The 14,221-nt window shown below is 42.7% G+C and carries 8 protein-coding genes; all 8 read right to left on the bottom strand.

What is annotated here, in order from left to right; all coding sequences use genetic code 11:
• Positions 1 to 48: 48 nt before the first annotated feature.
• A complete protein-coding gene (locus tag QZ574_RS10095) occupies positions 49 to 1,476 on the bottom strand; it encodes a hypothetical protein (protein WP_297089359.1) in 1,428 nt (475 codons plus the stop codon).
• A gap of 1 nt (position 1,477) precedes the next feature.
• Positions 1,478 to 3,055, bottom strand: a complete 1,578-nt coding sequence (locus QZ574_RS10090; RefSeq protein WP_297089358.1) for an arylsulfatase — start codon at positions 3,053 to 3,055, stop codon at positions 1,478 to 1,480.
• A gap of 50 nt (positions 3,056 to 3,105) precedes the next feature.
• Positions 3,106 to 4,482, bottom strand: coding sequence for a sulfatase (locus QZ574_RS10085; RefSeq protein ID WP_297089357.1), 1,377 nt, complete (start codon positions 4,480 to 4,482; stop codon positions 3,106 to 3,108).
• Between the two features lie 8 nt (positions 4,483 to 4,490).
• Complete coding sequence (locus QZ574_RS10080; RefSeq protein WP_297089356.1) at positions 4,491 to 6,788, bottom strand: glycoside hydrolase family 95 protein; 2,298 nt, start codon at positions 6,786 to 6,788, stop codon at positions 4,491 to 4,493.
• A 5-nt stretch (positions 6,789 to 6,793) separates the two neighbouring features.
• Positions 6,794 to 8,596, bottom strand: a complete 1,803-nt coding sequence (locus QZ574_RS10075) for an arylsulfatase (protein ID WP_297089355.1) — start codon at positions 8,594 to 8,596, stop codon at positions 6,794 to 6,796.
• Between the two features lie 12 nt (positions 8,597 to 8,608).
• Positions 8,609 to 9,934 (bottom strand): sulfatase, encoded by a 1,326-nt coding sequence (locus QZ574_RS10070; protein ID WP_297089354.1) that lies wholly within the window; start codon positions 9,932 to 9,934, stop codon positions 8,609 to 8,611.
• Positions 9,935 to 10,021: 87 nt separating this feature from the next.
• Entirely contained in the window at positions 10,022 to 11,599 is a 1,578-nt protein-coding gene (locus QZ574_RS10065) for a sulfatase (protein WP_297089353.1), read from the bottom strand.
• A 16-nt stretch (positions 11,600 to 11,615) separates the two neighbouring features.
• Entirely contained in the window at positions 11,616 to 14,219 is a 2,604-nt protein-coding gene (locus QZ574_RS10060; RefSeq protein WP_297089352.1) for a glycoside hydrolase family 3 C-terminal domain-containing protein, read from the bottom strand.
• Positions 14,220 to 14,221: the final 2 nt, after the last annotated feature.

Below are 14,221 nucleotides of genomic sequence, written 5' to 3'. Positions count from 1 at the left end.
TTTTAACTGACTTAAATTGATGAAAGTAAACTTCTGGAAAGCCCCTGATTACAATTGTACAACTAGCGTATTAAACGATTTGGCATCCAGCTCAACGTTTATCGCTTCACCGTTGATGTTTAATTTCAACACACGATTTTTATCTACCTCGTTGTAGTTCAGAATTTTTACTTCGTTGACTGTTTCCGCGTAAAACACCAATGTATTTTCATCACTTCCATCGGTGGTCAGTTTAACATCACCGGGCTTTACAAATGCACTAAGGTGTTTCATCAGGTAAAACTCAGGATTGTAAACAATTTCTTTTGTTTTGCTGTCAATCGAAATCATCGAGTTTTGTTTCCAGCCCCACTGACTTTTACCAGTTTCATCTAAAACCATATTCCAATACATATAGGCATTGGCACCATTCTCAAAATAATGCTTCATCAAACTGAAAGTATATTCTGCTGCTTTCCAGTCATTTGAGCCATCGCCACATTCGGTTTCGGTTTGCATTAACTGCATTGCCGGATATTTTTTATGAACCTCAGGGATTGCACCTTTACCTGCCCACTGAAAGCCAACACCTTTAACGTAATCCATCGTATTTTTATACTGAAGCACATCGTCAACGCGCTCAATTTGTGGGCGTTCAATTGTTCCCAACCAGATTTCCGCATCAATTCCATCTTTTTCAAACCGGGGAGCAAGATAATCGGCAATTAAGATTCCAAGATCCTGAGGTTTCCAAACACACGATGGAAAATTTTGTGCCGAGTTAGGTTCATTTTGCACATGAACAGCTGAGATTTCGATCCCCTCTTTTTCGTAGGCTTTAACAAACTTTGAGAAATAAAGCGCATAGGCCTGAAAATATTCAGGTTCGGTAATAAAACGCGATACCAGTTCTTCCATAGAGCTCAACTCAGGTGCTAAGTCGTTTACTTTTGCATCGGCACGGCACGCGTAATGTTTGTTGTGTTTCATCCACGATGGCGGACACCAGGGAGAAGCCCAAACCTGGATATTCGGATTTATTTTTTGCGCTTCGTGAATGTAGGGAATCAGGCGTTTTTTATCGCGGTCGATGGAGAAATTTTCCATTTCAAAATCCCCTTCAGTTTCGTTATAGCTGTACCAATCAACCGCATAATCGTTGGCCCCGATCGGCATGCGGCAGATGGTAAATTTACAGCCTGTTTCCGGGTCGAATAAATCGTTTAGAATTTGCTGTTGCTCTCCGGGAGTTACCATATTCAATGCCTCCCATCCCAATTCGTTAAAACATCCACCAAAGCCTGAGATGGATTGTTGGCGGTTATTGGTGTCAATATTAATAGCGAATTCAGCAAGTCCGGCTGTTGGTTCCGAAACAATTTCTTTTTTAACCCAAGGGTTCGAATCAGTTGTGCTTACCCAGGTAACATCGGTTTTTTGTGTGCATGATACCAGTATTGCAGTTAATGCCAGTAAAATTAGTTGAAGTTTATTCATATTACATTGTAATTGTTATTATTTTATGTCCGCTTATATGTTCCAACTGTTCCCAATCCGCAACGTTATCATTTTGTAGTTTTCTTCCTTGAGTACTTCTTCCGTCATTGATCACTTTCAATAACTCGTTGCGGTATTCGTTAATCAGCTCAGGATATTTAGCTACCTGATTAATTTCCTCTGCTGCATCATGCCCAATATTGTAAAGCTGAACCTTAGGCAGACTATCCATTAGAGCTTTGTCTCTACTGGCATTTGGGAAACTCCAACCTCCGGATCCCGGACAAAAAGTGGCTTTCCATTCGCCCTTACGATAAGAAAACTCTCCATTAACCGAATGATGAACAATGCTTTGGCGTACCGGTAAATTTGATTCGAAATTTGTTGCTCCTAGATGACTGTAACTATCTTCGGCAACGTCATCTGAATATTCTGCCCCTATTAAATCGGCAACAGTGGCAAAAAAGTCGGTTGTACAAACCAGTTGATTCGATTTTTTGGGATCAATATTCCCTTTCCAGCTCATAATATAAGGTACCCGATGACCGCCTTCGAATATGTCTGATTTTGTTCCTCTGAAAACATAACTCGGATTGTGTCCTTTGCCTATTAATTGTTTAAAGTTTGCAGTTGGTGAGCATCCATTATCGCTGGTAAATACAATTAAGGTCTTTTCAGAAATGCCATTCTTTTCCAATGCTTTTGTTACCTCACCAACAACCCAATCTACCATTAAAACAAAATCACCATAAGGGTTTTCCAAACCACTTTTCCCTTGAAACTCTTTTGTGGGTAATATGGGTGTATGCGGAGCAGGAAGTGGCATGTATACAAAAAATGGGTTATCCTGATTTGCATTTTCATCAATATATCTGACTGTTCTTTTTGTTATTTCAGGCAGTACTTGTTCATGATCAAAATCATTAGAAGTTGGGCCTTTACGCCAGGTAGTTTGTCCTCTTTTTCCAACCGTAATTTTTACAGGAACCATTGTTGCCACATCATTCTCAACCCATACATACGGAGGCATATCCAGTGAACCACAAAAACCGAAACTATAATCAAAACCATGCGTATTTGGCCCGTTTTTAACTGGCTGGGAAAAATCTACTTCCGGAATTGATTTCAGTTTATCGATGTCTATCGAATCCGGATTATTTAAAGCCCAATCCCAACCTAAATGCCATTTCCCAATAAAGGCAGTATTGTAACCATTGTCTTTTAAGAGTTCTGCAACGGTTGTGCGTTCTTGTTTTATAAGCGACTTTGAATAGCCACTTAACACCCCTTGTTTTAACCTAGTTCTCCAGTTATAACGCCCTGTTAATATACCATAACGGGTTGGTGTACAAACCGACGAACTCGTATGGGCATCAGTAAACATTACCCCATTTTTAGCCAAATGATCGATGTTGGGTGTTTGTATTTTTGATTCTTTGTTATACGAGGAAACATCACCATAACCTAAGTCATCTGCCAAAATGTAAATGATATTAGGTTTATTAATATCTCGCTCTTTGGGCTTAGTACAAGCAAATGCAATAACCGCCAACAAAACTATTAATGATACGCGTAACATATTTTACTAAAAATTATCTATCAACTCTTCACTTTGTTAAAATCAAATATTTAATGGCGGTTATTATTTAAACTTTCATCAAAATCAGCCATTATCGTTTTCATTTCCCCAACTGTTTCAGTATACTGATCAGCCAGGTTGTTCTTCTCTGAAATATCTTCATTCAAATTAAAAAGCTCAATTTCACCTTCCTCTTCCCTGAGTTTCCATTCGCCAACACGAACTGCCTGCAGGGTACTGTCGCGGTAATAAAAGAATGCTTCGTGCGGTGAAGCAGCCGTTTCATCACCAGAGAGTAAAGGCCAGATATTCTTTCCATCAATTTTTCGTTCAGGTAATTTGGCACCAGTTAAACCGGCAATTGTTGGCAGCAAATCAATTGTAGATGCAATTTCCGAGCACTCGGCACCTGCCGGTATTTTACCTTTCCATTGGGCAATCATTGGCATACGCATGCCGCCCTCGTAGGTACTGAATTTGAAACCACGCAAGGGGAATGCACTGCCGCCATGACCATTTTTCAGGTTCCACGGGCCATTATCCGAAGTAAAAACTACGAGCGTATTCTCATCCAGCTCAAGTTCCTGAAGCGTTTGCAGAATCTGGCCCATACTCCAGTCGAGCTCCTCAATAACATCGCCATACAAGCCCCGTTCGCTCTTCCCCTTAAATTCAGGTGAAGCAAATAGCGGAATATGAGGCATTGTGTGTGCGATGTAGAGGAAAAAACTACTGTCCTTGTTCTCCCTTATAAATTTTGTTGCTTCGTTGGTGTATCGTTTTGTTAAAGTTGTTTGGTCAACCGGGTACTCAATCACTTCGTCCTGGCGCATTAAAGGCACTTTACCGCCCCGCCATTTTACCTCCTTCAGGCTGTCGAGGTTCATGCCCTCGTTGTACACGATATTTTCAGCGAGTTTAAAACTGCGGTTTATCGACATGTCGTTGCTATACGGGATTCCGTAATATTGATCGAAGCCCTGGCTGGTTGGCAAAAGCTCGGGTTTATCGCCCAAATGCCACTTACCAATACAGGCGGTTGCATACCCTTGTTCTTTCAGCATATCGGCAATGGTTACTTCGCTTTGGGCCAGGCCTGTTTCGCTGGCAGGCCATAAAACCACCGGAACGCCTACCCTTAGCGGATAACACCCGGTTAGCAAGGCCGCACGCGATGGCGAACAAACCGACGAGGCCGAATAGAAGTCGGTGAAACGAATTCCGTCGTTGGCCATCTGGTCGAGATGAGGTGTTTTTATTAGCGGTGAGCCAAAACACCCTACGTCGTTATAGCCCTGGTCGTCGGTGAAAAAGATGATGACGTTAGGTTTTTTATTTGTTTCCGTTTTGGTACAAGCCCCCAGTACCATCCCGAAACAGATAATTGCTACAATAAAAGTTTGTATTTTTCGATAAGCACTCAACATTGCAATTTTTATTTTAGTTCGCCATTAAAACTATAATTCTTGCCTTTTTCTGTTTCAAATTCAATCAAGGTATCGTTGTATTTTAAGTGACAAGTGTTGCCGGCCTTTGAAAGTACTTCCACTTTTTCAAGCTGCCCGTCTTTCCACGAAAAAGCCAGTTCGAACCCACCCCGCGCACAAACACCCGAAATGTTTCCGTTTGGCAGAGCGCTGGGTAAGGCTGGCAAAAGCTCAATTTTACCCAAATGACTTTGCAACAACAGTTCAATGATTCCGGAGGCACCGCCAAAATTCCCATCAATCTGAAATGGAGGATGGGCATCGAAAAGGTTGACATACGACCCCCCTCTTTCTTTGTTATCGGGAGTAATAGCCGGACTCAGCAGGCGGTGAATCATTTTGTAAGCATGATTACCATCGAGAAAACGCGCCCAGTAATTGATTTTCCAGGCCAGGCTCCATCCGGTACCACCATCGCCACGAAATTCGAGCGATTGCTGCGCGGCATTCATCAACTCTGGTGTTTCTTCCGGATTAATCTCACTTCCCGGATAAACCGCCCACAAGTGCGACACATGGCGGTGTTTTACTTCCGGATTATCTTTGTCTTCCAACCACTCCTGCAACTGCCCGTACTGCCCAATTTGGTTGGGTGCTATCTGCGGAATCAGGGCTTTTAATTCTTCGGCAAAAGCATGGTCTTTGTTTAGTTTTTCAGAAGCTTCAATGCAAATCCGAAATAAGGCGCGGATAATTTGATGATCCATGGTTGGACCAGCCACCAGACCACCAATTTCGGGAGAGTTGGATGGCGAACTGATCAGGTATCCGGTATTGGGATCACGGTATAAAAATTGGGCAAAAAACTGCGCCGAACCCTTTATTAACTCGTAGTTCTCCTCCAAAAACTTTTTGTCTTGAGTAAATAAATAATGTTCCCAGAAATGGGTTGACAACCACGCACCACCGGTTACCCATATTCCATGATTCGACGCATTTATAGGTGCTGCCCCTCTCCAAATATCTGTGTTATGATGTAGAACCCAACCATCGCAATTGTAGTGTTCTCTGGCCACAATCGCTCCTGTTTCAGCAACCTCCTTAAGCATGGTAAACAAGGGCTCGTGGCACTCCGGCAGGTTGGTTAATTCCACCGGCCAGTAGTTCATTTCGGTATTAATGTTTACGGTATATTTACTTTCCCAGGGTGGGCGAATTTTATCGTTCCAAATTCCCTGTAAGGTAGTTGGCCTCGTACCCTCGCGGCTACCGGCAATGGTTAGGTAACGGGCATATTGCACATACAAGGCCAGCAACTGCGGATCTTCCGGTAAACGTTCAAATTCAACAATGCGCTTTTCAGTGGTCATGGCTGCACGGCCGTTATCGCCAAAATCAATTTTAAAACGATTGTAAAGTTGCTGATAGTCGGCAATATGATCGGCTTTTAACTCCTTGTATTTTTTACCCTCCAGATGCTTTAACTTTTCACCGGCCAGCTTTTTTGCATCGGCACTAACGTCGTTAAAATTTACATAATTTGTTGCAGCTGAAAGGTAGATGGTTGCTTCCGAAGCGTCCTTTATTTGAATGTTGTTATCTACCGCAGCAAATGCGCCATCGGTTTTTACCACCAGCGTTGCCACGCCATACAATGCGCCATCTTTCACGTTTACTTTCAGCTCCATTGTATTTCCTTCGGTAAAAACAGCTTTTTGTTCGTGAACAGCATCCAGAGCAAGCTCAAAATTCAGAGCCTTCTTTTTATCTGCACTAAGGTTTACCGCTATAACCTGGTTGGGGAAGGAGGCAAACACTTCACGCTTATATTGAACACCGTCAACTATATAGGAAGTCTTTGCAAGGGCCTTTTCGATATCTAACTCGCGTTGATAAGCCGTATAATTCTCATGTCCCGGAAATTGGAGATACAAATCGCCAAAGGGCTGATACGCTTTCTGATGCAGCGGAACACTCATAAATTTTTCGGAAGCCAGGTTTTGCGCCTCGCGTTGTTTGCCATCTGCTAACAGTTGCCTGATTTCTGCCAGGTAGTTGCTTGCTCCCTTGTGCGAATAATCGTGTGGTTCGCCCGTCCACAATGTCTCCTCGTTAAACTGAATGTGTTCTTGCTGAACGCCACCGTAAACCATTGCTCCCATTCGTCCGTTACCAATGGGCAGAGCTTCTGTCCAAATTTCAGCGGGTTTGGTATAAAGTAAGCGAAATCCGGATGGTTTTTCTGCATTTTCACACGCCAACAAACTCATTAAAACCAAGAGCGTTATCAGTATTTTATTCATCATTTTAGCTATTTCGTATCCATTAAATTTACCTCAACATAAAAGGGCATGACATAATTCGCCTTGTTGTTTTCGTTTACAAAAACTGCCGGAATTAGGTCTATTTCGCCCTGCGGAATATAAAATTCACCAAGCAACAGTTTTGCACTCGCCGGATTTTTAAAATGAAAAGTATGTTTTTCTTCCCCTATAAATAGCTCAACATCGCAACTGGCAGCTATAGGCTTTTTAAAAAACAGCTTAATCTCATACCTGCCACTCTGCGCGGCTTTTGTAGCCCAGTAAACAATATTTTTATCCGCTTTTTCGTGCGGTGTAAAATGCACATCGTTTAAGTTTAACATACTTGGATTTTCATGTTCTGTTCCGATTATCATTCGCGGAGCATGCAGCGCATTTTGCTCGGCCAGCAGCTCATCAATCCAGTTATTTAAGTCGGTTTTTAAGGCAGTTGCCGTTTCCTTGTGGCCTTCAACAATATTGTGTTGTTCATACGGATCGTTGAGACTAAACAATTCAAATTCGTCAATAGTGGCATTCTCGCTACAGTTTCCAACCAATTTAAACCGGCTGTTCCTAATCATCATATTATCGAATTTTCGGGGTTCGCGGCGTGACCAGTAACGGCAAATATTACGTTTGGGCAGTTCTGAAGCTTCTCCTGTTAACAAAGGCAACAAACTTATGCCGTCAATTTTTCGGTCGGTTGGAATAGTGGCGCCACATAATTGGGCAATGGTTGGAAAGATGTCAAAATGCGAAGCGGTAGCCTTAATATCCCGGTCGGGTTTAAATCCATTGGGATAGCGCCAAAAACAGGGTACCTGTATGCCACCTTCGTAAACCGATGATTTTCTTCCGCGCATTCCGGCCAAATACCGGTAAGGAATTGGTCCGTTGTCGCTCATAAATATCACCAAAGTGTTTTCGCTTAAGTTGAGCTCATCCATTTTTGTTAACAAACGCCCCATATTATCATCGATATTGGTGACCATCGCATACACTTTCCGGGCTTTCTCCTTCATGTTTTCGTTCATCTCGGGAAAAGGGCGGCTGTCGTTTTCGAAACCTGAAGCCGGATCAATGTCTTTGTACATTTCGTAATATTCCTGCGGAACCTGTAGCGGATCGTGTGGTGCGTTAAACGCCAGATATAAAAAGAAAGGATCGGTTTGGTTTTCTTCCAGAAACTGGATAGCTGCATCGGTAAAAACATCGCTGCAATAGCCCCGGCTTTCGACCATTTTACCGTTTTCAAAAAGCGCAGGATCAAAATAGCTTCGGTTGCCTTTTAGGTGGTTGGGCCAGTCGCCCCACTGCCCGATACCTCCCGACAAATGACGCAAGGTATAATCGAAGCCCTGATCTTCAGGGCGCATTGGATAGTTATCGCCCAAATGCCACTTACCAATCATTCCGGTTTTATAACCCACATCTTTTAATATTTCGGCAAGGGTTATTTCAGAAGCCGCCATCATTGCCCCCCCCTGGTACGTGTCGCGCACGCCTGTTCGCAAGGTATAGCGGCCAGTCATTAAGGCCGAGCGGGTTGGGGCACAAACCGGCGACACCAAAAACTCATCGAAACGCACACTCTCGCCAGCAAATTTGTCAAGCACCGGTGTTTTTATGTGCGGATTTCCATAATACCCCAGGTCGCCAAATCCCTGATCGTCGGTCATTATTAAAATTACATTGGGTTTCCCTTCCACTCCACTCTGTGAAGTATTCGATTTAGAAGTTTTTTGCGTACAGCTTCCAAGCACGAACATCATCAGGGCAATACTTGTATACGTAATTAGTCTGTTCATTAATATTGTTTCTTATTGAGTTAAGAATACATCCTCTTCCCACAATCGTATTTTTTCTAACATTTCTTCAACTAATGCCGGATTCTCAGAAGCTACGTTAGTTGTTTCCCCAATGTCAGTTTTCAAATTAAACAGTTGTGGTTCAGCACTTTTAAAGCGCATAAGTTTCCAGTCGCCAGAGCGTAAAGCTGTTTTTCCTGAGAAACTCCAAAACAAATCCCTTTCAGGTATCTCCTCGCCTTTCAGCAAATGATTTTTAAAACTTACACCATCAATATTTTGCGGGATTTCAGCCCCAATCATTTCAGCAAGAGTTGGATAAAGATCCATGGTTAATAGCGTTTCATCATTTATCTGATTAGGAGCAATTACTCCGGGATACCAGGCAATGGCCGACACGCGATGACCACCTTCCCAAAGGCTTGCTTTAAAACCACGCAGTGGGCCATTATCGGCTAAACGTGAAATACCACCATTGTCGGAACAAAAGAAAACGAATGTATTTTTATCAAGCTCTAATTCTTTCAATGTATTAATTACTGCACCAATACCTTCGTCCATGACTTCTATCATTTCTTTGTAGATGGGTTCCTCAATTTCTTTCGGGTCGCGTTTGTTAAATCCCGGATCGTCTTTTCCTCCTATTTGGCGGCGGGCTTCGGTATTTCTTCCCTGAAAAGGGCCATGAGGCGCCTCGTGCGGGATATACAGTAAAAAAGGTTTGTCTTTGTGCCGTTTGATAAAACCGACCGAATGTTTTGTAATCAAGTCGGTAGAGTAGCCTTTTTCTTTTACCAGTTTATCGCCGGTCCACCAGTCTTCGTACCCTTCCTGATCCACGTGCGAATGGTAATCAACATTGCCTGAAACAAAACCAATGTATTCATCAAAGCCTTGATTGATGGGATTAAATTTTGTTTCGTAACCTACATGCCATTTCCCAAACATTCCGGTTGCATAGCCAGCATCTTTAAATGTTTCGGCAAACGTTTTTTCACCAGGAGCCAAACCTACGTGACGATGACTCTTAGCGGTAACAACACCATCAATACCCACTCGTTGCTGGTATTTTCCGGTGAGCAGTGCTGCCCGCGTGGGACTGCATACCGGGCCGTTGGAGTGGAAATCGGTAAACCGGATTCCTTCAGCGGCCAGTTTATCGAGGTTGGGTGTATTTATGGTTTTACTGCCATAACACGATAAATCGGCATAGCCCAAATCATCTGCCATTATGATAATGATATTGGGTTTGCTAACTACGTTTTCCTTTGTACAGGCAAACGCGAATGCCAGCGATAAAATCAAGCCCCAAATTGATATGCTTTTTAATTTGTTCATTTTTAAACCTTTGCACGCTGATTTTGCAAATTTACACAGATGAAGAATTATACATCTGCGATTATTTGCGTTATCTGCGCGAAATTCTTAGTCGTTCCAGTGTTCTGCAATTATCTCCAAAATCTCCGGATTATCGGCATCGGTGTCGCCAAGCAATTCCCGTTGATGAAGAATTTCCTTTTTCATTTCAGCAATAATACCCTGATATTCGGGCTCATTGTAAGCATTATGTAATTCCTTTGGATCTTTTTCAAGATCGTAAAAATCCCAGTAACGCCCGGTTTCTTCGCCTTCGCCAAATTCATTCGCTTTAAAACCATTTCCGTAAAAGAAAGCTAACTTGTAGCGGTCGCCACGAATTCCGAAGTGTCCCGGCCGCATGGTTTGGTGTTCCCAGTAACGATAATAACCATATTTGCGCCAATCGTCGGGCGTGTTTCCTTTCAGGTTTTCGCGGAAGCTATGCCCTTGCATTGCGCCCGGATAAGCTGCTCCGGCATAATCGGCAAATAAAGCTGAGAAATCCACATTTTCAATAATATCGTTGTTGCGTGTTCCTGCAGGAATTTCTTTGGGATAACGAATAACAAATGGCATATGTACCGATTCTTCGTTAATCATCCGTTTATCGAACCAACCGTGTTCGCCAAGGTAGTAGCCTTGATCGGCGGTATAAATTACAATGGTGTTTTCTGCCAAACCTTTTTCATCCAGATAATTCAATAGCTTTCCAATATTATCGTCGATAGCGGCACCACAACGCATAAAATCTTTCACATATTTTTGGTAGGTTTTGTAACGTGCGTCGTTGTTTGTTAATCCATCAACCGAAAAAGGTAATTCAGGATACTTCATGAAACCAGGAGTATCGTCGGGATTAGCTGAGGCTTGCAGGTAACGTTTTTTCAGGTTATCAACCGATTGGCCTTTAAATGAACGGCCGGTATCGTCAGCTCCCTGATCGTAAAACGAACCTGGAATTGGAATCTCCTGATCGCGATACAAATGGCTGAAACGCTCGGGATAATCCCAGGGCTCGTGTGTTGCCTTAAAATGACACATCGCCATAAATGGTTTGTTTTTATCAATACCTTCGAGCCACTCAATAGTTTTATCGGTAATTACATCGGTACTAAAACCTTCATAAGCTGTTCCTCCTTCATGTGCATCTTCCCAGTTTTCTTTGGTTTTTAGAATTGGATCCCAATAACGCCCCTGCCCGGGAAGAACACAATAATAATCGAATCCGGATGGCTCTTTTTTCAAGTGCCATTTTCCAATTACCGAGGTTTGATAACCTACATCCTTTAAAACTTTAGCAATGTTATTTTGCTCGGGATACAACGAACCACTCAATGTTTTAATTCCGTTAATATGGCTGTATTGTCCGGTTAAAATAGTACCACGGCTTGGCGTACAAATGGAGTTCGACACCAAACAGTTATCCAACACACAACCTTCCTCAGCCAGGCGACTAATATTTGGCGCATAAACATAGTCTTTTAAAATTCCGCCGTAAATTCCCCATGCCTGCCCGGTGTGATCGTCGGCCATTATGTATAAGATATTGGGTTGCTTAGGCGCCTCACTTTTTTCGGTTTTGCACCCCGTAAAGGCAGAAACAGCAACAAACGCCAATACCAACGATTTTAACTTTGCTAACATTTTATTTCCCTTTGTGTTATTTAATTTCAAAACTTCGCTTAGTCAATTTAGCCGAAGAAGGCCCTACTCCTATTTCGAACACACCCGGCTCCACTACTTTTTTATCATGCTGAATATCAAAAAACGCGAGGTCTTCTGATTTCACGGAAAAAGTAACCATTGTTGATTTTCCGGGTTCAAGTGAGATTCGTTTAATTCCCCTTAAGCTTTTTAACGGACGAACTTCATCACTTTCAACATCACTAACATAAAGCTGAACAACTTCATCGCCTTTATAATCACCATTGTTGCTTACTTCAACAGTAACCTGCAATGAATCATTTGCTGCCATCTTCTCTTTCGACAAGGTAATATTTTTATACTCGAAATTTGTAAAGCTTAAGCCATAACCAAAAGGATACAAGGCCTCTCCCTTAAAGTAACGATAAGTTCTGCCTTTCATGGCATAATTAACAAACTGAGGCAAGTCTTTTTCTGATTTGTAAAAGGTTACCGGCAAGCGCCCCGAAGGATTGTAATCGCCAAAAAGAATATCGGCAATAGCGGTTCCGCCCAATTCGCCGGGATACCAGGCTTCCAGAATAGCTGGCAGGTTTTCATTTTCCCAGTTTATAGCCAATGCACTACCATTTAACAGAACCAAAATCACAGGTTTTCCAGTAGCGTGCAGTTTTTTAATTAATTCTTTCTGCACGGTTGGCAGTTGAATATTTGTTTTGTCGCCACCATCAAAGCCGTCCCAATCAACGCGCATTTGCTCGCCTTCAACTCCGGGTGAAATGCCACCTACAAAAACAACCACATCCGATTTATCGGCAATTTCAATAGCTTTTTCGTAAGATGATTTACCCGGTGTTTTCCACATCAGCTTTAATTTTGAAGGAACGCCTTTGTGCTTGTATTCAATATTGATAGCGTATTCTTTTCCCTTTTCAAGGTACACGCTTTGGAGTAACAACCTGCGTTTGGGCGCTTCAAAATTGTCAATTACTACTTTACCATCTACCGAGAATTGAAAACCACCGCTGGCATGCACACCCAATTCATATTCTCCCGAAACAGCTACTTTAATTGTACCGTCATATTTAACTGCAAATTCGCTTAGGTTTAATCCTTTAACCGGATTAGCATTCCAATTGGTGTTAACGCCTTTTTCAACACGCGTTTCAAGAGCTTTGCCCGAGAAATCGAGGTTGTTAAAATAGCTGGCTTGTAATCCCTGCTTTCCGTTAAAACTCAAAAATCCAGCCGGAATAAGCGATGCAGAAGATGCTGTATCAATTAATTCGCACCCTGTTTCGAAATATACTTTTGTGTCTTTTGAAACCTTACTTTTTATACCTTCAAGCGGAGTGCTGTATTTTGCCGGAAAACCGTTGTAGTTGCCCAGCAAAACTTCCAGGTTATTGGCATTTGGACCAATAACAGCAATCGATTTAATATCTTTTTTCAGTGGCAATGTTTCGTTTTCGTTTTTCAACAAAACCATTGATTTCCGAGCCGTTTCAAGCGCCAGTTTTCGGTGTTTTTCTGAGCTTACCACGCTCATAGGGATTTTGGCATAAGGCACATTTTCGGGCGAATCAAACATCCCCAGTTTAAAACGCGCTACAAAAAGCCTTTTTAATGATACATCAATTTCATCTTCGGTAATAAATCCCTGCTCAACAGCCCCTTCAAGATAGGCATAGCGGTAACCGCAATTTAAATCGCACCCTGCCAGAACTGACACCGCCGCAGCCTCTTCTTCCGAGTCGGTAAAATTGTGGTAATCGTGCACATCGCGAATGGCGTTACAATCGGAAACCACGTACCCCTCAAAGCCCCAGTCGTTGCGTAGAATTTCGGTAAGCAAATACGGACTGGCACAACACGGTACTCCGTTGGTGCGGTTGTAAGCCCCCATTACAGAGTAGGCATTTGCTTCTTTGATACAAGCCTCAAAAGCCGGCAAATACGTATCGTAGAAATCGCGTTCGTTAACGGCAGCATCAAAAAAATGTCTTTCCGGCTCGGGGCCACTATGTACGGCAAAGTGTTTTGGCGTGGCTACCAGTTTTAAATATTCCGGATCGTCGCCCTGAAGCCCTTTTACAAAAGCAACTCCCATGCGGGCAGTCAGGTACGGGTCTTCTCCGTACGTTTCCTGTCCACGGCCCCAACGCGGATCGCGAAAAATATTTACGTTGGGAGTCCAGTAAGTTAAACCTTCGTATCTTTTGTAGGAATTGTTGCGTTGTGCTTCGTGGTGTTTTGCACGGGCTTCGTCTGAAATAACCACTGCCGATTCGTAAATGAGCTGTGGATCCCAGGTAGCCGCCAAACCAATGGCCTGTGGAAAAACCGTTGCTTCGCCGGCACGGGCTACACCATGTAAACATTCGTTCCACCATTCGTATTCAGGAACATCTAAACGCGGAATCCCCGGTGCTTTATTCATCATTTGCGAAACCTTTTCCTCTAAAGTCATTCGCGAAATGAGGTCGTTAACACGCTCTTCAATACTCAGGCACTCGTCTTGGTAAGGAAGTTTAGTTTCCTGTGCACTGCCTGAAAAAATAATTGTAGCCAGACAAAGAAGTCCAACAATCTTTCGAAAATATGATTTTTGTAGCAACATTT

This window comes from uncultured Draconibacterium sp., from assembly GCF_913063105.1.
Classification (GTDB): Bacteria; Bacteroidota; Bacteroidia; order Bacteroidales; family Prolixibacteraceae; genus Draconibacterium.
Note: the sequence above shows the minus strand (reverse complement) of the source record. Positions and strands in the feature narration are given on the sequence as shown.

Bases quoted from the DNA above. Each gene is read 5' to 3' on its own strand.
- QZ574_RS10095 (WP_297089359.1), bottom strand. From the start codon at position 1,476: ATGAATAAACTTCAACTAATTTTACTGGCATTAACTGCAATACTGGTA.
- QZ574_RS10090 (WP_297089358.1), bottom strand. From the start codon at position 3,055: ATGTTACGCGTATCATTAATAGTTTTGTTGGCGGTTATTGCATTTGCT.
- QZ574_RS10085 (WP_297089357.1), bottom strand. From the start codon at position 4,482: ATGTTGAGTGCTTATCGAAAAATACAAACTTTTATTGTAGCAATTATC.
- QZ574_RS10080 (WP_297089356.1), bottom strand. From the start codon at position 6,788: ATGATGAATAAAATACTGATAACGCTCTTGGTTTTAATGAGTTTGTTG.
- QZ574_RS10075 (WP_297089355.1), bottom strand. From the start codon at position 8,596: ATGAACAGACTAATTACGTATACAAGTATTGCCCTGATGATGTTCGTG.
- QZ574_RS10070 (WP_297089354.1), bottom strand. From the start codon at position 9,934: ATGAACAAATTAAAAAGCATATCAATTTGGGGCTTGATTTTATCGCTG.
- QZ574_RS10065 (WP_297089353.1), bottom strand. From the start codon at position 11,599: ATGTTAGCAAAGTTAAAATCGTTGGTATTGGCGTTTGTTGCTGTTTCT.
- QZ574_RS10060 (WP_297089352.1), bottom strand. From the start codon at position 14,219: ATGTTGCTACAAAAATCATATTTTCGAAAGATTGTTGGACTTCTTTGT.